This window comes from Cetobacterium sp. ZWU0022, assembly GCF_000800875.1.
Lineage (GTDB): Bacteria > Fusobacteriota > Fusobacteriia > Fusobacteriales > Fusobacteriaceae > Cetobacterium_A.
On the sequence record NZ_JRJZ01000181.1, the window covers coordinates 1 to 19,448 of the forward strand.

Genomic DNA, 19,448 nt, shown 5'->3' on the forward strand with positions numbered 1-19,448 from the left:
ACGTTAGTTAAAAAAGTTGGAATCTATGACAAGTTTGGTCAAAGTGGAAAAGCTGAAGAGTTATTAGAGAAGTATGAACTTACAGCAGATAAGTTAGTATCAGTAGTAAAAGAAAACTTATAGAAAATACATAGTATAGAGGCGAGTTAGACTGGCCTCTATATTTTAATTAGGGAGAAGAGATGGAAAACAGAAAAGGTAAAAGAACATTTATAGCTTTAGCATTAAGTTTTATGATATTTAATATATTTATTTCATTATCTTCTAATAGCTATTTTATTGGGAAAATTTTAAAAAATAACTACTTTATGACTGTGGAATTACAAAATGATAGTGCAAAAGAGAAAATACAAGAGTTTGAAAAATTTCTTTTAGAAAATGAAAATGTTAAAGGGATAAAATTTTTATCAAAAGAGGAAGCTTTTAGAAATTTACAGAAAGAGTTAGAGATAGTTATACCAAAAAGTGAAAATCCATTACCAAATTCAATAATTATATATTTTAAAAATGAAAAAAACCTCCATGCCATCCAAGAGTTACTAGATGTTAATCCTATGGTGAGAGAGATATATATAGATAATCAATTTTTACAAACAACAGAAAGAAAAATTAGTGCAGTTAATATGTCATTATTTTTATGTTTATTTTTATCATTAGGAATGTGCTATCAAATAATAACTATATTAAGAGGAGTTATTGTAAGAGATTACATGCTCTATGCAGTGAAAAATCCTCAAAATAAAAGAAACTTTTTTGTAGCTAGAAACAAAAATTTGATTCCTTTTTTAGGAAGTGCAATAGTTGGAGGGTTAATATTTTTTAATATTTATATAATTTTAAGAGAAAGATATCAAAAAATTCTTTCAACGTTGATTCTTCAGAGTTTTAAACAAATAGTTATATTAGAAGTTGTAGCTACATTAGTTGTAATAGTATTAGCATGGAAATCAACAGCTAAACTAAAAAAGGATGAGGTTTAGTTATGAGAGTGTTGATGATTTTTTTTATTTGTTCAAATTTTATTTTTGCGGATAGTGTTGATAATTTAAAAAATCGTATGAAGAAAATTGAGAGCGAAATAAAGCAGAAAAATACACGAATTGAAAATATAAACTCAGAAAAAATTAGTGTAGAAAAACAAATTGAAAATATAAATAGTGAGATAAAAGAGATAGAAAAAGAAGCTGAAAAAATTCAGGAAGAGATAAAAATAGTTAATAGAAATATTCAATACGGAGAATTAAATTTAGATGTAAGTAATAAGGTTTTAGATAGAAGAAAATCTGAGTTTAAAGCTAAAATGATAGAGGTAACTAGAAAATCAAATTTAGAAAGTGATACAAAAGAAAGAAGTATTGCAAAAAGAAGTTTTTCTAGACTACTTTATGGTGATTTAGAAAGTATGGAGCACATAAAAACTGTTCAAACTTCAATAACACAAGTTAAAAGAGATATTGAAAATGATAGACAGAAACTTACTGTATTAAAGAGAAGATTAGACTCAAATAGAAGGTCAGGTGAATCTAAAAAGCAAGAAAAAAATAGACTGATAACAAGATTAAACCAAGAGAAAACTTCCCATGTAAATACTATAAGTAAGCTACAAGTTCAAAAGAAAAATATTGAAAAAGAAATTGAAAGAATTATTAAAGCTAGAAGTGTCGCTGCTAAAACCGTAAAATTAGATACTGCTGTAGCAAATCTAGGAAAGTTCTTAAAGCCAATAACTGGAAACGTAGTAGTAAAATTTAAAGAGAAGAAAAATGGAGAAGTTATAAGTAACGGAATAGAAATTGCAGGAAAGATGGGAATGAAAGTTAAGGCTTCATCAACTGGAAAGGTTATATATGCAGATAAATTCCAAGGGTTAAATAATGTGGTAATGGTGGATTACGGCTATAACACGATAGGTGTTTATGGAAACCTTATCGCTGTAGGTGTTAAATTAAATCAGCAGGTTCAAAAAGGACAAGATATAGGAGTTCTAGGATTGAATACAGAGAGTAAAGCAAATCTTTATTATGAAGTGAGATTTAATTTAAAACCAATAAATCCGGAAACTCTATTTTAGGGAGGATATAGATGAAAGGAACTATAGTTTACAATGATAATAAGAATGAAGCAATAAAGCTTTATCAAGAACTTTTAGGGTTCTTTAAAGAAAAAAAAATCGAGATAGTTCCGATTGAAAATATAATGGATGCTGATTTTGCAGTAGTTATTGGTGGAGATGGAACTTTATTGAGGGCTTCTAAAACGCTGATAAAAAATAAAAGAATAGATATTTTTGCTGTAAATGCAGGGTCGCTAGGTTTTTTAACAGAGATAAAAGTTGAAGAGTTTCGACCAACTTTTGATAACTATTTAAAAGGATTAGTTAAAATTGAAAGTAGACATCTTCTAGAAGTAGTTATAAAAGATGAGAAAATAGATGTTTTGAATGAGGTTGTAATATCAAAAAAGATGGCTAGTTCAAAAATTTTAAATATTGAGATGAGTACAGAAAACACGAAAATTTGTAACTATAAAGCTGATGGAATAATAATAGCAACTCCAACAGGATCAACAGCTTACTCTTTATCAGCAGGAGGTCCAATTGTAATGCCGCAAATTGAAGCGATAGTTGTGACTCCTTTAGCTCCTCATAACTTAGCAACTAGACCTATAATAATTAGCGGTAAAGAGAGATTAATTTTAACTTTAAATCCTGAACAAAAAGGTAGTATAATAGTAGATGGTGAAAATGAAAGAGAGATAGAAAAAGGAGAAGAGATTCAAGTTTATTACTCTCATAAAAAAATAAATCTCATATTACCTGAAGGAAGAGATTACTATGGAATCTTAAGAGATAAATTAAAGTGGGGAGATAATCTATGTTAAAAGAGTTGAAAATAGAAAATTTAGCTATAATAGAAAAAGTAGATTTGGAGTTTGAAAATGGTTTGATTGTTTTAACGGGTGAAACTGGGGCAGGAAAATCGATAATTTTAAGCGGAATAAACTTATTGATAGGAGAAAAAGCTAGTGCTGATATGGTTAGAGATGGACAGGATTATCTGTTAGCTCAAGGTGTATTTGCCGTAAATGAAGAGCAAGAAGCAGAGCTTAAAGAGCTTGGAATAGAAGCTGAAGATAACGAAGTTATTGTGAGACGGCATATAGATAAGAATGGAAAAGGAAAGGCTTTTGTAAATAATATAAGAGTTCCGATGTCTAGTTTGAAAGAGATAATGGGAACTCTGGTAGATATAGTTGGTCAACACTCACATCAGATGCTTTTAAATAAAAGTAATCATTTAAGACTGTTGGATAGATTCTTAGGTGAGGATGGAATTGCAATAAAAAAACAGCTAGAAACTATATACAATGAATACTCTAGCCTAGAAAGAAGAATTCAAGATGTTGAAAAAAATAAGAAAGAAACTATTGAAAAAAAAGAGTTTTATGAATTTCAACTTCAAGAGATAGATAAAGTAGCTTTGAAAGATGGCGAGGATGAAAAATTAGAGGAGGAGTATAAGAAACTTTTCCATGCTGGAAAAATTAAAGAGAAATTATCTTTAACAGAGGATTTATTGAAAGATAATGAAAAAAATGCTTTGAGTATTATATACAACAGTAGAAAGAATTTAGAAACAATTTCTAAATATGGAAAAGAGTTTCAGGAGAATTTAGAAAGATTAGAAAGAGTTTACTACGATCTTCAAGATTGTGTTGACTCAATAAAAGATTTAAATGATGATATAGAAGCTGACGATATGAGATTAGAAAAAGTTATATCGAGATTAGACACAATAAATCGTTTAAAGTCAAAATACGGAGATCAAATTTCAGATATAATTGAATATAGAAATAACTTAGAAGAAAAATTACAGCTATTAGATGAGAATAGTTTCCAAGTAAAAAAGTTACAAAAAGAAAGTGATGAAGCAAAAGAAAAATATTATAAATTAGCAAAAGAGTTGACTGAAATTAGAAAATCAAAAGCTAAAATAATAGAGGATAATCTTCAAGATGAGCTTAAAGGTTTAAATATGGGGGATGCAAATTTTAAAATTGATTTTGAAGAATCAGCAACAATGTCTTCAAATGGAATAGATTCGGTTGAATTTATGATATCTACAAATGTTGGTCAAGGATTAAAACCACTTTGGAAAGTAGCCTCGGGTGGAGAGGTAAGTAGAATAATGTTAGCTATCAAGGTTATATTCTCTAAAGTTGACAATATCCCAATTTTAATATTTGATGAAATAGATACTGGAGTAGGTGGAGAAACTGTTAGAAAAATAGCAAATAAACTTCAGGAGATTGGTGAAACAACTCAAGTTATGAGTATAACACACTCTCCGGCTATAGCGGCTAAAGCTTCTCAGCAGTTTTATATAGAGAAAGGTTTAGTAGAGAATAAAACTGTAACTAAAGTAAAAGAGTTAAATTCAGATGAAAGAATTAAAGAGATTGCAAGAATGTTAGCAGGAAAAAATATATCTGAAGCTGTTATAGAACATGCTAAAGAGTTGTTAGGTGATATATGATGAGGTTATTGGAGAGTTTTATAAAATACAAATCAGATTCAAAGGGATTAAAGAAAGAAACTTTGGATTTATATAATGGTGATATGAAAGATTTTCAAGAGTTTATAGTTAAAGATTTATTAGAAGTTAATAATGATGACATTTTAAAATATATTGAATATTTGAAAAATAGTTATCAACCAAACTCTATTTTAAGAAAAATAAGTACAGTAAAAACTTTTTATAGATACCTATTAGAAAGAAGACTGATAGATGACAATCCAACAGATGGAGTAGTGATGGGAAGAGCTCCAGAAAAAGAACTAGAAACTTTAGAACTTTGGGAGATTAATAATATACTAGATAGTTGTAAAAAAGACTCAAAAGGATTGAGGGATAGATTGGTGATAAAATTATTGGTGGAAACTAATTTGTCAATAAATGATATTTTAAAAGTTAGACTATCAGATTTAGAACTTTTCTCATATGGATTTATTTTTAACGAGGATAAGGGAGAGAAGATGAAAATATCCGAAGACCTTTCTGAAGAGTTAGAGTTATATGTGAAAGAAACAAGACAGACACTTGTTCCTGCAAAGAGTAATCTTGTATTTTCGGGATTTAGTAGACAATCATTTAGAGCAAGATTTATGTCTCTTGGAAAAAAATCTGGAATAGAAAGAGAGATAACTCCAAATATGTTGAGAAATACTTTGAAAACTATGGTAAAATATAATGATGAGAGTAATGAAGAACAATTTCTTTTAGAATTAAAAGAAAAGTACTTTAAAATTGGAATAGGAGATGATTAAAGGTGAAAGCTGGATTTATAGCTGTTGTAGGTAGACCAAATGTTGGAAAATCTACATTAATAAATAAACTTGTAAATGAGAAAGTGGCTATTGTTTCTGATAAAGCGGGAACGACTAGAGATACAATAAAAGGGATTTTAAATTTTAATGATAATCAATATATATTCGTGGATACTCCAGGAATACATAAGCCAAAGCATCTATTAGGAGAACATATGACTAATAGTGCTGTGAGAGTTCTTAAGGATGTAGATGTTATAGCTATGGTAATAGATGCTTCTCAAGAAATTAGTACAGGAGATTTATTTGTATTAGAAAAAGTTAAAGAAGCAAGAAAAACACCAAGAGTTCTAATTGTAAATAAAATAGATAAAATAAACGATGAAGAGCTAATTCTAAAAAGAGCTGAGATTGCAGAAAAACTTGGTGAATTTGATGCTATAGTAGAAATTGCAGGACAATATGCTATAGGAGTTCCAAAGTTATTAGAAGCACTTGATCCATTCTTAGAGGATGGAATGAAATATTATCCAGATGATATGTACACAGATATGCCTATGTATAGAGTAATAACTGAGGTTGTAAGAGAAAAAATATTAGAAAGAACAAGAGATGAAATTCCTCACTCTGTAGCAATAGAGATTATAAATGTTACAAGAAGAGATAATGGAAAAGATAAGTTTGATATAAATATCTATGTTGAAAGAGATTCTCAAAAAGGTATTATAATTGGAAAACAAGGAAAGATGCTTAAAGAGATTGGAATTCAAGCTAGAAAAGATATTGAAAATCTTATAGGAGTTCAAATTTATTTAGAACTTTGGGTAAAAGTAAAAGATGACTGGAGAAAGAAAAAACCATTCTTAAAAGAATTAGGATATGTAGAGGAAAAATAATAAAAATAGAAGTGGCTCTTAGAGTCACTTTTTTATTTCAATGAATATATAACTTTGTGTTGATGTGGTAATTATGTTATAATAGAAAATAGGTAAAAAATAGTTGTAGATGGAGGAAAAAATACAATGCATTTATTATTAACAGAAGGAATGGGTTGGATAGAGGTCGTAACAGGAAGTATGTTCTCAGGAAAAAGTGAAGAATTAATAAGAAGAATGAGAAGATCAAAGTACGCAAATCAAAAGATGGTAGTTTTTAAACACGCAAGTGATGATAGATATGATGATACAAAAGTGGCGTCTCATAGCCAAGCTTTTATAGAAGCTGTTCCAGCTTCAACAGTAGAAGAGATGAGAGAGATAATCAGAACTCAATATGAAGATGTGAGAGTTGTTGGAATAGATGAGGTTCAATTCTTCGGAGAAGAAGTTGCAGATTTTTGTGAAGAACTAGCGGATTCGGGAAAAAGAGTTGTTGTTGCAGGATTAGATCAAGATTTTAGAGGAGAACCTTTTAAGCCAATGGATAGATTAATGGCAAAAGCTGAGTATGTGGATAAGTTCAATGCAATATGTGCTTGCTGCGGGAATCCAGCTTCTAGAACGCAAAGACTTGTGAATGGAGAGCCAGCTTACGAGGATGATCCAATTGTTTTAGTTGGAGCGAGTGAAAGTTATGAAGCTAGATGCAGAAGATGTCATATAGTTAGAAAAAGAGGAGAGTAATGGATTTTAGAGGAGTCGAAAAAACTGATAAATGGGGATACATATTTACAGTTTTTTATAATGGAGAAAAGTTTCACTCTTTTGATGAGATGGCAGGAAAAATCACTGTAAAAGGTGAATTTAGAAGAGTGATGAATGAGTTAGGATTCACTTGGGCAAAAGGTATTCAACAAGGTGGAAGAACGGACGCTAAAGTTTCTGCTGAAAGAAATATGCTTTATGTGAGCAGTAACTTTGAAGGAGATTTAAAAGATATTATTTTTAAATTTAACGAAAAGATGAAAGAATCTATTTTTATAAGAAAGGTTCAAAAAACTTTTCCAAATCTTTCGTTTCCTGAATATGTAGATAAAAGAGAGTATCTTTATAGATATCCTAAAAAAAGAATAAAAAGACCTTTAGAAGAGATTCAAAAAACCTTAGAAGAAATCAGTGGAACTTATGATGTAAGTAGATTTACAGATAAGAAAGGTTTAGAGCTAAAAGAGCATGAAAGAAGCGTAGTTGTAACTTTTGAAAAAAATGTTCTTAGATTTATAGGAAACTCATTTATGCCTAAGCAAGTTAGAAATATGTCAGGATATATTTTAACAGGAGAGGTTGAAACTTTTCCGGGTAAATATCTAACTTTGGAGAATGTGTATTTAAAAGATGAGTTGTTAGATAAAATGATTTTACCTATCCCTGATATGACTGTTTCAGGGGTTGAAAAAATAGAGCGAACAGCAGATGGAAAAATTTATATATTTTATGTTCAAAAAGATAAAAAAGGCGAAGTGATAGGAAAAAATGCTTCAAATATTAAAGCTTTAAGAAAAGAGTTTGGAAATATAATTATAAGGGAGATTTAGATGATTTCTAGATTGAAACAAGCTTTTAGATGTTTGTTTTTAAAGTTTGATAAAAGAGATGAAGAGGAAGTAAAAAAAATTCTTTCAAAAGAGGAGTTTAGTATTTTTAACGAGATGAGTGATTACGATAGACTGCACTCTTTTCTGATTTACAAAGCTGTTCAAAAAAATGAGATTTTAAAGAAAGAGAGTAGATATTTGAAGTTAGCTTTACTACATGATTGTGGAAAAGGTAACGTCACTTTTTATAGAAGAGTTAAAAAGGTTTTGATAGGTGATGAAATGCTAGAGAAACATCCAGAAAATGCCTACCAAAAATTAAAAGAGATAGATTTAGAGTTAGCAAGATTATGTAGAGATCACCATAAAAAAAATGTTGAAGATAAAATGAGAATCTTTCAACAGATAGATGATGAATAAGAGGAGAGAGATGAGAGTAGATATAAGTAAATATTTAATGTCAGTAGAGAAACCAGCTCAATATTTAGGTAATGAGATAAATAGTTTTCATAAAGATTTAGATACAATAAAGGCAAGAATGTGTTTATTCTTCCCAGACATCTATGAAGTAGGAATGTCAAACTTAGGAATTAAACTTTTATATTCAATTATGAATAAAGTTGATAACTTCTATTTAGAGAGAGGATTTGCTCCTATGGAGGATATGGAAACTTTAATGAGAGAGAATAATATTCCAATGTTTTCATTAGAGACAAAAACAGAGTTAAAAGATTTTGATGTTGTAGGATTTTCACTTTCTTATGAAATGTGTTATCCAAATGTTTTAAATGCTTTAAACTTAGCAGGGATACCTTTACATGCTGATCAAAGAGGAGAGGAGCACCCTCTTATAATGGCTGGTGGAACTTGCATGATGAATCCAACAACTATGGAAAAATTCTTAGACTTCTTCGTTATTGGTGACGGAGAGGAAACAATGACTAAACTAGCTCAAACTTTAGTAGCTTTAGCAGGAAAAAGTAAAGCTGAAAAATTAGAGGCTATAAAGGACTTTGAAGGAGTATATATTCCAAAGTTACATAAAGGTGTAAAAAGAATAAAAAGAGCGATATTACAAGATTTAGATAACACACCATCATACTCAGAGCAATTGGTTCCATACATTCAAATTGTTCATGATAGAGCTTCTGTTGAGATACAAAGAGGATGTACAAGAGGATGTAGATTCTGTCAAGCTGGTTATGTATACAGACCAGTTAGAGAGAGAAGTTTAGAAAAAAATATAGAGCTTATTGATGATATGTTATACAACACAGGATATTCTGAAATTTCTCTGTCATCATTAAGTAGTAGTGACTATACAGCTATAACACCATTGATAGATGGATTGCAAAAGAAATATGAAAATAAAAACTTAGCAATCTCTTTACCATCATTAAGAATGAATACTCATTCTGTAGATGTAGCTGTAAATATAAGTGGAGGTAAAAGACCAGGATTTACATTTGCACCTGAAGCTGGAAGCCAAAAAATGAGAGATGTTATAAATAAAGGTGTAACAGAGGATCAAATATTAGAAACAGCAGAAGCAGCAGTAAAAGCAGGATGGGATAACTTGAAATTTTACTTTATGATAGGATTACCTTTCGAAACTGATGAAGATGTAATGGGAATCTATGAACTAGTAAAAAAAGTAACATACAGATGTAGAATGATAAGAAAAAGAGTAAATATAACTGCAAGTGTTTCTAATTTTGTGCCAAAACCTCATACTCCTTACCAATGGCAAGAGCAAATGAGTGTAGAAGAGACAGAAAGAAAGCAAGGGATGTTAAGAGACGCGTTCAGAGGAATGAAGGGTTCAACTCTTAGAATGCACCCACCTAAGAAATCTTATTTAGAAGGGTTCTTATCTAGAGGAGATGAAAGAACAGCTGATCTTATAGAGAAAGCTTATGAAATCGGAGCTAAATTAGATGATTATAAAGATAACTATTCGATTTGGAAAGAAGCTATGGAAGAGTTAAATATAACTGACAAAGATTACTTAGGAGAGAGAGCTTTAGATGCAACTTTACCTTGGGATATAGTGGATGTTGGTGTAAGTAAAGAGTTCTTTATAAGAGAATTAGAAAATAGTGAGAAGCAAGCATTGACAGTTGATTGTAGAGAGCAATGCTCTGGTTGTGGAATGAAAAAATATATAAAAGAGTGTGGATCATTAACTCTAGATAAAAAATAGGAGTTGCTATGATGAAAATAGGTAATGATTGGGATGAAGTTTTAAAGAGTGAATCTGAAAAAGATTACTTTTTAGAATTGAAAGAGTATTTGAAAAAAGAGTATTCGGAAAAAATAATTTATCCACCAAAAGATGAGATATTTACAGCTTTTAAATTGACGCCTTATAAAGATGTAAAAGTTGTTATATTGGGTCAAGATCCTTATCATGGTTTTGGTCAAGCTCACGGACTAGCTTTTTCTGTAAAAAAAGATATAAAAATACCACCATCTTTAAGAAATATGTATAAAGAGATTTTAGCTGAAGGAGAGGGAGAGATATTCAATCATGGATGTTTAGAATCTTGGGCCAAACAGGGAGTATTTTTGCTAAATGCAACTTTAACTGTAAGAGAGAGTGAAGCTAACTCTCATAGCAAAATAGGTTGGACACAGTTTACAGATGAAGTGATAAAGATGATAAATGATAAAGATGAACCTGTTATATTTGTGCTTTGGGGAAACAACGCTAAAGCAAAGAAAAAATATATCACCAATCAAAAACATATAGTTTTAGAAGGAGTTCATCCAAGCCCACTTTCAGCGAGTAGAGGATTTTTTGGATGTGACCATTTCAAAGATATAAATAAAACTTTAGAAAAATTATGTAAAAAAAGAATAGATTGGAATATATATTAATTTTATACAGTTATCTATTGACAGTAATTAGTTTAATGAGGTAATATTATATAAAAATCTTACGGGAGGGTTTAATGAAAAAGTTATTAGTTTTATTGACAGTATTAGGAGCAGTTACATTTGCAGCAGAGCATAGAGATGGTACTTATAGAGGAGTTTATATATCAGGACAAGAAACTCAAGTAGAGATTCAATTCGATTTAAAAGATGATAAAGTTGAAAATCCTAGATATAGAACTTTATTTTATAAAGGTGAAGATTTTTTAAAAAATAAAGATTTAGAGAAGAATAAATCTCAATATGAAGCATTATTCCCAGCAATAACTGGTAAAAATGTAAATGAAGCTATGGAAACTCTTTATAAACCAGCAGATATAGAGAATGCTGGAGCGACAGTAAGAGCAACTAAAGTAAGATCGGCAATAAAGCATGGATTAAACACAGGAGTTTATACACCTGCTAAATAGTTTTTGAAACAGAGGAGAAATCCTCTGTTTTTGTTTAGTATAAGGTATTGTTTTGTTTTTATTTTAAAAATGTTATAATAAATTCAACAATATGAGTGAGGGATGAGGATGGAAAAATTATTTAAAGGATTGGAATATAAAATTTTAAAATCAGGTACTAAAGATATATATTCTGGAGATTTAGAATATGACTCGAGAAAAATAAAATCTGGAGATATATTTGTAGCCTTAAAAGGAGCTCTAGTAGATGGTCATAGATATATAGATAAAGCTTTAGAAAATGGTGCTGCAGCAGTTATTGTTTCTGAATCTGTAGATTTAAAAGGGGATGTAAGCTATTTTTTAGTTGAAGATTTAAGAAATAAGTTAGGAGTAATTGCTTCTAATTTTTATGAGAGTCCTGAAAAAAAATTAAAAATAATTGGAGTTACAGGAACTAATGGAAAAACAACGACGACATATTTAATAGAACAAATTTTAGGAGAGGAGTTTGTTGCAAGAATTGGAACGGTAGAGTATAAAATTGGAGATGAAATTATAGAAGCACCGAACACAACTCCGGAATCTTTAGATATAATAAAAATGAGTAAGAAAGCTGTTGATAAGGGATTGAGATATCTTGTTATGGAAGTTAGTTCTCATGGATTAACAAGCGGAAGAGTGGATATGTTAAAATTTGATGTAGCAGTATTTACAAATTTAACTCCAGAACATTTAGATTATCATAAAGATATGGATGATTATTTTGAAGCTAAAAAAATACTTTTTGATAAATTAAAAGATAAAGGTAATGGGGTTATAAATATTGATGACTCTTACGGAAGAAAAATATATAACGAATTTGGAGGAATTAGTTACTCATTGAATGGGGAAGCTGATTTAGACAATAAGACAATAAAAGAGATGAAACCAACACTGCTTGGAAAATTTAATATGTATAATGTATTAGCAGCTATAGGAGTTGGAAAACTTTTAGGAATAGACTCTAACTTAATAAAAGAGAGAGTTGGAAATATAAAAGGAGCTCCAGGAAGATTTGAAGCGGTTTCAGTAGGACAGGATTTCAGAGTTGTAGTTGATTATGCACATACAGGAGATGCTCTTGAAAATATTCTTCAAGGTGTTGTAGATTTAGGAGAAGAGGGCAAAATAATAACTGTTTTTGGCTGTGGTGGAGATAGAGATAAAACTAAAAGACCGGTTATGGCAGAGGTGGCAGAAAGATATAGTCAACTTGTTATTGTAACATCAGATAATCCAAGAACAGAGAAGCCAGAGGATATAATCGAGGATATAATAAAAGGGTTTAAAAACAAAAACTACATTATAGAAATAGATAGAAAAGAAGCTATAAAAAAAGCGGTTTTAAAAGCTGAAAAAGATGATATAATACTGATAGCTGGAAAAGGGCATGAAACTTATCAAATTTTAGGAACAACAAAGATTCACTTTGATGATAGAGAGATTGCTGTAGAAGCTATAAAAGAATTAAAAGAGGTGAAATAATTGAAAATAGTTCAAGAAGTAAAAAAAGTTAAAATAGCAGATAAATTTGAAATTGGTGGAAATAATAGATTTACATTGATAGCTGGACCTTGTGTAATTGAGTCTGAAGAGTTAGTAATGGAAGTCGCTGAAAAAGTAAAAGATATTTGTGATAGATTAGGAATAAACTACATATTCAAAGCATCTTTTGATAAAGCTAATAGATCGTCAATCCATTCATATAGAGGACCTGGAATTGAAAAAGGTTTAGAGATTTTAAAAAAGGTAAAAGAGAGATTTAATGTACCTGTAGTAACTGATGTACATGAAGCTTGGCACTGTAAAGAGGTTGCAAAAGTTGTAGATATAATCCAAATACCAGCATTTTTATGTAGACAAACAGATTTACTAATAGCAGCAGCAGAAACAGGATTACCTGTAAATATAAAGAAGGGTCAATTCTTAGCACCTTGGGATATGAAAAATGTTGTTGTTAAAATGGAAGAGATGAACAATCCAAACATTATGTTATGTGAAAGAGGTTCAACTTTTGGGTACAACAATATGGTTGTAGATATGAGAGGGTTTGGAGAGATGAGAAAATTTGGATACCCTGTTGTATTTGATGTAACTCATGCAGTACAAAAACCAGGTGGATTAGGAACAGCAACATCTGGAGATAGAGAGTTTGTATTCCCTCTAATGAGAGCAGGACTTGCAATAGGAATAGATGCAATATTTGCTGAAGTTCATCCAGATCCAACAAATGCAAAGTCAGATGGACCAAACATGTTATTCCTATCTGATCTAGAAGAGATATTAAAAGTAGCAGTTAAAATAGATGATTTAGTAAAAGGTAGATAGTTATGGATATGAAAAAAATAGCCCAAGACCTTTTCGACAAAGAGATATGCGAGTTAGAAAAAGTAAAAAATAAAATTTCTGATTCTTTAGAAATTGTTGTAAACCTTATCCTTAACTCAAAAGGAAAAGTTGTAATAACAGGAATTGGTAAGTCAGGAATAATTGGTAAAAAGATAGCAGCAACTTTAGCATCGACAGGAACTTTAGCTGTATTTATGAATTCAGCAGAAGGATTACATGGAGATTTAGGGATGGTAAATAAGGATGATGTAGTTATAGCTATATCAAATAGTGGAAATAGTGATGAAGTAATTTCAATACTTCCATCTATTAAAAAAATAGGAGCAACATTGATTGCTATGACAGCAAATCCAAACTCAAGACTTGGAAAAGAGGCAACAGCAGTTTTAGATATAGGAGTAGAGCAAGAGGGTTGTCCATTAAATTTAGCACCGATGTCTTCAGCTACAAGTACATTAGTTATGGGAGATGCATTAGCAACAGTTTTAATAAAAGCTAGAAACTTTAAGCCAGAAAATTTTGCTGTGTATCATCCAGGTGGAAGTTTAGGAAGAAGACTTTTAATGAAGGTAAAAGATGTTATGCATAAGGATTTACCAATTGCAGAACTTCAAAGTGATATGGATACAGTAATAATGACTATGACTAAGAAAAGATTAGGAGTAGTTTGTATAGTAGAAAACGATAGTTTAGTAGGAATAATAACAGAGGGAGATATCAGAAGAGCTTTAAAGATGAGAGATAAGTTCTTCGAGATGAAAGCTGAAGATATTATGACAAGAAACTATACATTTGCAACACAGGATATAATGGCTTTAGATGCATTAGAACTTATGGAAAATAGAGAGAGTCAAATCTCTGTATTGCCAGTTTTAGAGAATAAAAAAGTTGTTGGTGTTGTGAGAATTCACGACTTGCTAAATGTGGTAGGAAAATAGTTGACAAAAAAAGTAAAGTTTAATATAATTTAAACGTAATATAAAGGAAAATAGGAGGATTAAAAAATGGTAACTAAAGATATGAATATTTTAGAAGCAGTACAAAAATTCCCAGTGATTTCAATGGTATTTAAGAAGCACGGATTAGGATGCGTTGGATGTATGGTAGCAGCTGGAGAAACTTTAGGAGAAGGAATCTCTGCTCATGGATTAGATGCAGATGCACTAGTTGAAGAGATGAACGCTTTAATAAAAGAATCAGAAGCAAAATAATTGTTTTTTAAAGGACTCTAATTAAAAGAGTCCTTTTTTAATTTCTTGATAACCCTTAGAAAATTTGATATAATATATTTCAGAAAAAATTTATATACGAGGGAAAAGGGTATGGAATCTAATTTAGAAAAAAAGGAACAATCATTATTTTTTACTTTGACTTGTGATGAAGTAGGAACTTATGTATCTTTAGTAGACAATAATGGTGAAGTAGTAGAGGATACTACAGACTTTGAAATCAATGATGAGAATGATTTAAGCATTATTGATTTAATTAAAGAGATAAAAGAGGATAGCTTTTTCTCTGGGTGGGATAATGAAAAAAATGAACTATATATCGATGAGAATATAGAGATTTTAGATTATCTAAAAAATAGTAAAAAGGTAGTTACAGGGGATATGAAACCTATAAATTGGTTTCTAAGTGGGAATAAGATAGTATTAAAGATTAATTTTGTTGAAGAGGATAGTGAGCTTTGTGAAGGAAAGCTTCTTCTGAATGGTGAAAAAGAGTTTACAGTAGTTTCAGATAACTATGTTTTAAGTGATGATTCGATGTATTGGATAGATATTCCAAAAGATACAATACATATCTTAAAAGAGATGGAATCAAAATTTACAAGAACTGAATTAGAGAAATATCTTAGTTTAGCATTTTCATTTGGAAGTGGAATAGAAATAGAGTGTTTAGACTATGAAATGGTTGATGAAGGAAATATGAAACCAGTTCAAGAGTTAATAATTGAAAAGATATCTCAAGATAATAGTTTATATTTAAAAATAGGAGCATCAATTTCAACTATAGATTATGAATTTTTAAAAGCTCATACTTTGGAAAAGGCTTTAGTAATTAAAGATGATTTAAAAAGAGTTGAGATAACAAAAGTAGAACCAGCATACTTAGATGAAACAGTGGAAGAGATAGTAAAAACGATTGTTAAGCATCAAAAGAATTTAAAAATAAAATCAAGTTTTTATGTGGATGAAAACTTTATAATATTACAAGAGAAGTTAGCTAGAGAGTTTGTAACTCAAGAATTACTTCAGTTAGCAGGAAAATATAAGGTTGTAGGAACTGACAATTTAAAGAAATATAGCGTAAAAGCTGTTAAACCAAAGGTTGTAGGAAACTTTAAACACGGTATAGATTTCCTAGAGGGAGATGTACATTTAGAGATAGAGGGAGAGAAATTCTCGATAGTTGATGTTTTAAATAGTTTTAAAAAAGATTCGTATATTGTATTAAGTGATGGAACAAACGCATTGATAAACAGAAAATATATGGAAAAATTAGAGAGAGTATTTAAAGATAATGGAAAATCGAATGTAAAAATTTCATTCTTTGATTTACCAATAATAGATGACTTGATTGAAGATAAAGTCTTAGCTAATGAGATAAAGAAAACAAAGAGTTTCTATAGAGGAATAAATCAAATAGAGAACTATAATGCAGAGATGCCACTAATAAATGCAACATTGAGAGAATACCAAGAGTATGGTTATAAATGGTTGAGATATCTGATGGATAATAACTTAGGTGGATGTTTAGCAGATGATATGGGATTAGGAAAAACGCTTCAGGCAATAACGTTGATCACTAGTTTACATACTGTGCCAGGAAGAAAATCTCTAATAATAATGCCAAAAAGTTTAATCTATAACTGGGAAAGTGAGATAAGAAAGTTTAGTCCAACTTTAAAATGTGGGATATATTATGGAAACTTCAGAGATAAAACTATATTTAATGATGTAGAAGCAATAATTACAACTTATGGAACTGTAAGAAATGATATAGAATATTTAAAAGAGATGAAATTTGATTTGATAGTGTTAGATGAGTCTCAAAATATAAAAAATGTTAATGCACAAACAACAAAAGCAGTTATGTTGTTAGATGCAAAATATAGATTAGCTTTAAGTGGAACTCCAATAGAGAATAACTTAGGGGAGCTATATTCATTATTTAGATTCTTAAATCCATCAATGTTTGGAACTTTAGATGAATTTAATTATCATTACGCAAATCCAATTCAAAAAGAAAATGATAAGGAAGCGATTGAAGAGTTAAAGAAAAAAATATATCCATTTATTCTTAGAAGAGTAAAAAAGGAAGTTTTAAAAGATTTACCAGATAAGATAGAGAAAACTCTATTTATAGGAATGAATCCAGAGCAAAAGAGATTATATGAGGAGAGAAGAGCTTATTATTATGGCATGATAAATAGTCAAATAAAGAGCCAAGGATTAGGGAAAACTCAATTCTATATACTTCAAGCTTTAAATGAACTTAGACAATTAACAAGTTGTCCTGAGATGAAAAATCCAAATATACTTTCAAGTAAAAGAGAGGTACTTATAAATAATGTTCAAGATGCAGTTGAAAATGGTCATAAAGTACTAATCTTTACAAACTATATAAAAAGTATAGAGAGTATTACAGCGGATTTAAGAAAAAGAGGTATTAAATACTTAGAGATGACAGGAGCAACAAAAGATAGACAAGGATTGGTAAATCTATTCCAAAAAGATAAAAAATATAAAGTTTTTGTAATGACTTTAAAAACTGGAGGAGTTGGACTTAATCTAACTGCAGCAGATACAATATTTATATATGACCCTTGGTGGAATAAAACTGTTGAAAATCAAGCTGTTGACAGAGCTTACAGACTAGGACAGGATAGAACGGTATTCTCTTATAAATTGATATTAAAAGATACGATAGAGGAGAAAATATTAAAGCTACAAGAGAGTAAGAGTCAGCTATTAGATAATTTAATATCTGATGAAGGTGCGACTTTAAAAACTTTAACTGAAAAAGATATAGAGTTTATTCTTGGAGAATAGGAGATGGTATGGGAATAAGTAAAGATAGATTTAGAAAAGCTTTGAATGAAAGTTATTCAAAAGAGGTTCTTTTTAAAATATTTAAAAAATACTTTTTAGATTGGATAGCAGAGGGATATATAGGAAGTAATTTAGGATTGTTTGAGATATCTTTAATATCAGAGACGACAAACAAACAGACATTTTTAGAATTGATGGAACAGATGTACTCGAAAGAGGAGATTTTTAAAGGAATCTTCTCATCTTTACCAAAAGAGGTTCAGGAGGTTTTTGAAAGTGTAGCTTGGAAAGGTAAATTCAAGATAAAAGATAGAGATTTATATTTAAAAGATGAAGAGGGATATAATATAAAATCTGAATTGAAAGATGAGTTTTTATTTTTTACAAAGAATGGAGATACTAAAAGAGGTGAATATTTAACTTTAAATAATGATATTGTGAGAGTCATGAGAAGATTTATGAATAAACCAAAAGAGTATTTTATTTATAAATTAAATAACTGCCAATCAGAGTTTAAAGAAAATAATGAAGAGAAAATCCAAGAAAATCTGAGAAAATATTACTCATTCTTTAAAGATGGAAAGATGCAACTTTCAAGTAGTGGAAAATTATTGAAAGAATCTAAGAACAATATGAAAAAGTATTGTAATATCCATGAGTATTATGAGGGGATAAAAGATTTAGAGTTTTTAAAGACAGAAACAATGGGGTTGTTTTTATTTCTATTCAAAGATGAATATTTAAATGATGATTTTATAAGATCTAGCAATTTAAAATCAATTGTGAATGGATTCTTAGATGGTAGCATTATTAAAAGTGAGGATAATACCTATATTAGTCTTTATTTAAATTATTTAAAGGGAATAAAGAATGTAGGGAAATCAAATGATGAGATAAAAAGAGGTTTAGCTACGATTAAGATGATCTTATCAGAGTTCCCTGATGACGGATATGTCTCAATAGATAATATAATAAAAAGTATTCTTTATAGAGATGAGTTTATAGAGATTATAGATGTCGAATCAGCATTTGCAACTCTTTATATAAATGAAGCTAATTATGAGAGAACAAAAATTGTAGGATATGATAAGTATTTAGCTTATGTTGTAGAACCATTCATAAAATCAGTATTCTTTATTCTAGCTTCGCTAGGTGTACTTGAAATATGTTATGAGAAGCCATCATCAGCAAACTCATTATATTTAAAAAATGGATATTTAAGTAAGTATGATGGAATCAAATATGTTAAATTTACAGAATTAGGAAGATATATCTTTGATAGAGTTCCAACATATGATTTTAAAGTTTTACAAGATGAGGGACAAATTGTTTTAGATGAAGATAGATTGATTGTTACTGTTTTAGGTGAAAGTCCTTTAAGAATGATGACTTTAGAAAGAATAGCAAATAAGATAGCTCCAAATAAATTTAAGATAACAGAGGAAACTTTGACAAAAGGTTTAGAAAATTTAAACGAGGTTCAGAGTAAAATTCAAGAGTTTAAAGAGAAAATAACAAATGATTTACCAACAAATTGGAATAGATTCTTTGGAGAGGTTATGGAGAAGACAGAGTTAATTACACATGTACCAGAGTATAAGGTATTAAAATTAAAAAATGACAAAGATCTTCTATCGGCGATAACAAAAGATAAAAGATTTAAGAGTTTAATTTTAAAAGGTGAAGATTTACATATAATGGTAAAAAAGGAAAATTTAGATAAGGTTTCAGGATTATTTAAAGAGTATGGTTATTTTGTAAATCTATAATTTAAAGTAGGATAGAGCACATTGCTTTATCCTATTTTTTTTAAAAAACAACTGCAAAGAGTTAAAAAAGTATGATAAAATTAAATTATGATAACTCGAGGAGGTAGT

Annotated in this window: 18 protein-coding genes and 1 pseudogene; all 19 read left to right on the top strand. The window is 29.7% G+C overall.

What is annotated here, in order from left to right:
- Nucleotides 1-123 (top strand): annotated as a pseudogene (locus tag L988_RS13745) (transketolase family protein); the annotation flags it as partial.
- Between the two features lie 59 nt (nucleotides 124-182).
- Nucleotides 183-980, top strand: coding sequence for an ABC transporter permease (locus L988_RS12015; RefSeq protein ID WP_047384587.1), 798 nt, complete (start codon nucleotides 183-185; stop codon nucleotides 978-980).
- A gap of 77 nt (nucleotides 981-1,057) precedes the next feature.
- Nucleotides 1,058-2,071 (top strand): murein hydrolase activator EnvC, encoded by a 1,014-nt coding sequence (locus L988_RS12020; RefSeq protein WP_231549770.1) that lies wholly within the window; start codon nucleotides 1,058-1,060, stop codon nucleotides 2,069-2,071.
- Nucleotides 2,072-2,082: 11 nt separating this feature from the next.
- On the top strand, nucleotides 2,083-2,880 hold the full coding sequence (locus L988_RS12025; RefSeq protein WP_047384591.1) for an NAD(+)/NADH kinase: 798 nt from the start codon (nucleotides 2,083-2,085) through the stop codon (nucleotides 2,878-2,880).
- Nucleotides 2,874-4,535 (top strand): DNA repair protein RecN, encoded by a 1,662-nt coding sequence (recN, locus tag L988_RS12030; protein ID WP_047384593.1) that lies wholly within the window; start codon nucleotides 2,874-2,876, stop codon nucleotides 4,533-4,535. Before L988_RS12025 ends, recN begins: the two co-directional genes overlap by 7 nt.
- A complete protein-coding gene (locus tag L988_RS12035; RefSeq protein ID WP_047384595.1) occupies nucleotides 4,535-5,326 on the top strand; it encodes a tyrosine-type recombinase/integrase in 792 nt (263 codons plus the stop codon). The genes recN and L988_RS12035 overlap by 1 nt, the downstream gene beginning before the upstream one ends.
- Nucleotides 5,327-5,328: 2 nt before the next feature.
- Nucleotides 5,329-6,222, top strand: a complete 894-nt coding sequence (gene era / locus L988_RS12040; RefSeq protein ID WP_047384596.1) for a GTPase Era — start codon at nucleotides 5,329-5,331, stop codon at nucleotides 6,220-6,222.
- A gap of 126 nt (nucleotides 6,223-6,348) precedes the next feature.
- Entirely contained in the window at nucleotides 6,349-6,948 is a 600-nt protein-coding gene (locus tag L988_RS12045) for a thymidine kinase (protein ID WP_047384598.1), read from the top strand.
- Nucleotides 6,948-7,799, top strand: a complete 852-nt coding sequence (locus L988_RS12050; RefSeq protein ID WP_047384600.1) for a KH domain-containing protein — start codon at nucleotides 6,948-6,950, stop codon at nucleotides 7,797-7,799. The genes L988_RS12045 and L988_RS12050 overlap by 1 nt, the downstream gene beginning before the upstream one ends.
- Nucleotides 7,800-8,219, top strand: a complete 420-nt coding sequence (locus tag L988_RS12055; RefSeq protein ID WP_047384602.1) for an HD domain-containing protein — start codon at nucleotides 7,800-7,802, stop codon at nucleotides 8,217-8,219.
- A 10-nt stretch (nucleotides 8,220-8,229) separates the two neighbouring features.
- Nucleotides 8,230-10,002 carry a TIGR03960 family B12-binding radical SAM protein gene (locus tag L988_RS12060; protein WP_047384603.1) on the top strand — a complete coding sequence of 591 codons (1,773 nt, stop codon included), beginning with the start codon at nucleotides 8,230-8,232 and terminating at the stop codon, nucleotides 10,000-10,002.
- A gap of 8 nt (nucleotides 10,003-10,010) precedes the next feature.
- Nucleotides 10,011-10,679: a uracil-DNA glycosylase gene (gene ung / locus L988_RS12065; RefSeq protein ID WP_047384605.1), complete on the top strand. Its 669-nt coding sequence runs from the start codon at nucleotides 10,011-10,013 to the stop codon at nucleotides 10,677-10,679.
- A 74-nt stretch (nucleotides 10,680-10,753) separates the two neighbouring features.
- The gene (locus L988_RS12070) at nucleotides 10,754-11,146 is read left to right on the top strand and encodes a hypothetical protein (protein WP_047384607.1); all 393 of its coding nucleotides are present in this window, start codon (nucleotides 10,754-10,756) and stop codon (nucleotides 11,144-11,146) included.
- Between the two features lie 108 nt (nucleotides 11,147-11,254).
- The gene (locus tag L988_RS12075; RefSeq protein ID WP_047384609.1) at nucleotides 11,255-12,652 is read left to right on the top strand and encodes a UDP-N-acetylmuramoyl-L-alanyl-D-glutamate--2,6-diaminopimelate ligase; all 1,398 of its coding nucleotides are present in this window, start codon (nucleotides 11,255-11,257) and stop codon (nucleotides 12,650-12,652) included.
- Nucleotides 12,653-12,658: 6 nt separating this feature from the next.
- Nucleotides 12,659-13,495, top strand: coding sequence for a 3-deoxy-8-phosphooctulonate synthase (gene kdsA, locus L988_RS12080; protein ID WP_047384654.1), 837 nt, complete (start codon nucleotides 12,659-12,661; stop codon nucleotides 13,493-13,495).
- Nucleotides 13,496-13,497: 2 nt separating this feature from the next.
- Complete coding sequence (locus tag L988_RS12085) at nucleotides 13,498-14,454, top strand: SIS domain-containing protein (protein ID WP_047384611.1); 957 nt, start codon at nucleotides 13,498-13,500, stop codon at nucleotides 14,452-14,454.
- A 66-nt stretch (nucleotides 14,455-14,520) separates the two neighbouring features.
- Nucleotides 14,521-14,727 (top strand): DUF1858 domain-containing protein, encoded by a 207-nt coding sequence (locus tag L988_RS12090; protein WP_047384613.1) that lies wholly within the window; start codon nucleotides 14,521-14,523, stop codon nucleotides 14,725-14,727.
- A gap of 111 nt (nucleotides 14,728-14,838) precedes the next feature.
- Nucleotides 14,839-17,571: a DEAD/DEAH box helicase gene (locus L988_RS12095; RefSeq protein WP_047384615.1), complete on the top strand. Its 2,733-nt coding sequence runs from the start codon at nucleotides 14,839-14,841 to the stop codon at nucleotides 17,569-17,571.
- An 8-nt stretch (nucleotides 17,572-17,579) separates the two neighbouring features.
- On the top strand, nucleotides 17,580-19,340 hold the full coding sequence (locus L988_RS12100) for a hypothetical protein (protein ID WP_047384617.1): 1,761 nt from the start codon (nucleotides 17,580-17,582) through the stop codon (nucleotides 19,338-19,340).
- The last annotated feature ends 108 nt before the right edge of the window (nucleotides 19,341-19,448 follow it).

What these genes read in the sequence shown, in the direction of transcription:
- L988_RS12015 (WP_047384587.1), top strand. Translation starts at nt 183, where the DNA reads ATGGAAAACAGAAAAGGTAAAAGAACATTTATAGCTTTAGCATTAAGT.
- L988_RS12020 (WP_231549770.1), top strand. Translation starts at nt 1,058, where the DNA reads ATGAAGAAAATTGAGAGCGAAATAAAGCAGAAAAATACACGAATTGAA.
- L988_RS12025 (WP_047384591.1), top strand. Translation starts at nt 2,083, where the DNA reads ATGAAAGGAACTATAGTTTACAATGATAATAAGAATGAAGCAATAAAG.
- recN (WP_047384593.1), top strand. Translation starts at nt 2,874, where the DNA reads ATGTTAAAAGAGTTGAAAATAGAAAATTTAGCTATAATAGAAAAAGTA.
- L988_RS12035 (WP_047384595.1), top strand. Translation starts at nt 4,535, where the DNA reads ATGAGGTTATTGGAGAGTTTTATAAAATACAAATCAGATTCAAAGGGA.
- L988_RS12045 (WP_047384598.1), top strand. Translation starts at nt 6,349, where the DNA reads ATGCATTTATTATTAACAGAAGGAATGGGTTGGATAGAGGTCGTAACA.
- L988_RS12050 (WP_047384600.1), top strand. Translation starts at nt 6,948, where the DNA reads ATGGATTTTAGAGGAGTCGAAAAAACTGATAAATGGGGATACATATTT.
- L988_RS12055 (WP_047384602.1), top strand. Translation starts at nt 7,800, where the DNA reads ATGATTTCTAGATTGAAACAAGCTTTTAGATGTTTGTTTTTAAAGTTT.
- L988_RS12060 (WP_047384603.1), top strand. Translation starts at nt 8,230, where the DNA reads ATGAGAGTAGATATAAGTAAATATTTAATGTCAGTAGAGAAACCAGCT.
- ung (WP_047384605.1), top strand. Translation starts at nt 10,011, where the DNA reads ATGATGAAAATAGGTAATGATTGGGATGAAGTTTTAAAGAGTGAATCT.
- L988_RS12070 (WP_047384607.1), top strand. Translation starts at nt 10,754, where the DNA reads ATGAAAAAGTTATTAGTTTTATTGACAGTATTAGGAGCAGTTACATTT.
- L988_RS12075 (WP_047384609.1), top strand. Translation starts at nt 11,255, where the DNA reads ATGGAAAAATTATTTAAAGGATTGGAATATAAAATTTTAAAATCAGGT.
- L988_RS12085 (WP_047384611.1), top strand. Translation starts at nt 13,498, where the DNA reads ATGGATATGAAAAAAATAGCCCAAGACCTTTTCGACAAAGAGATATGC.
- L988_RS12090 (WP_047384613.1), top strand. Translation starts at nt 14,521, where the DNA reads ATGGTAACTAAAGATATGAATATTTTAGAAGCAGTACAAAAATTCCCA.
- L988_RS12095 (WP_047384615.1), top strand. Translation starts at nt 14,839, where the DNA reads ATGGAATCTAATTTAGAAAAAAAGGAACAATCATTATTTTTTACTTTG.
- L988_RS12100 (WP_047384617.1), top strand. Translation starts at nt 17,580, where the DNA reads ATGGGAATAAGTAAAGATAGATTTAGAAAAGCTTTGAATGAAAGTTAT.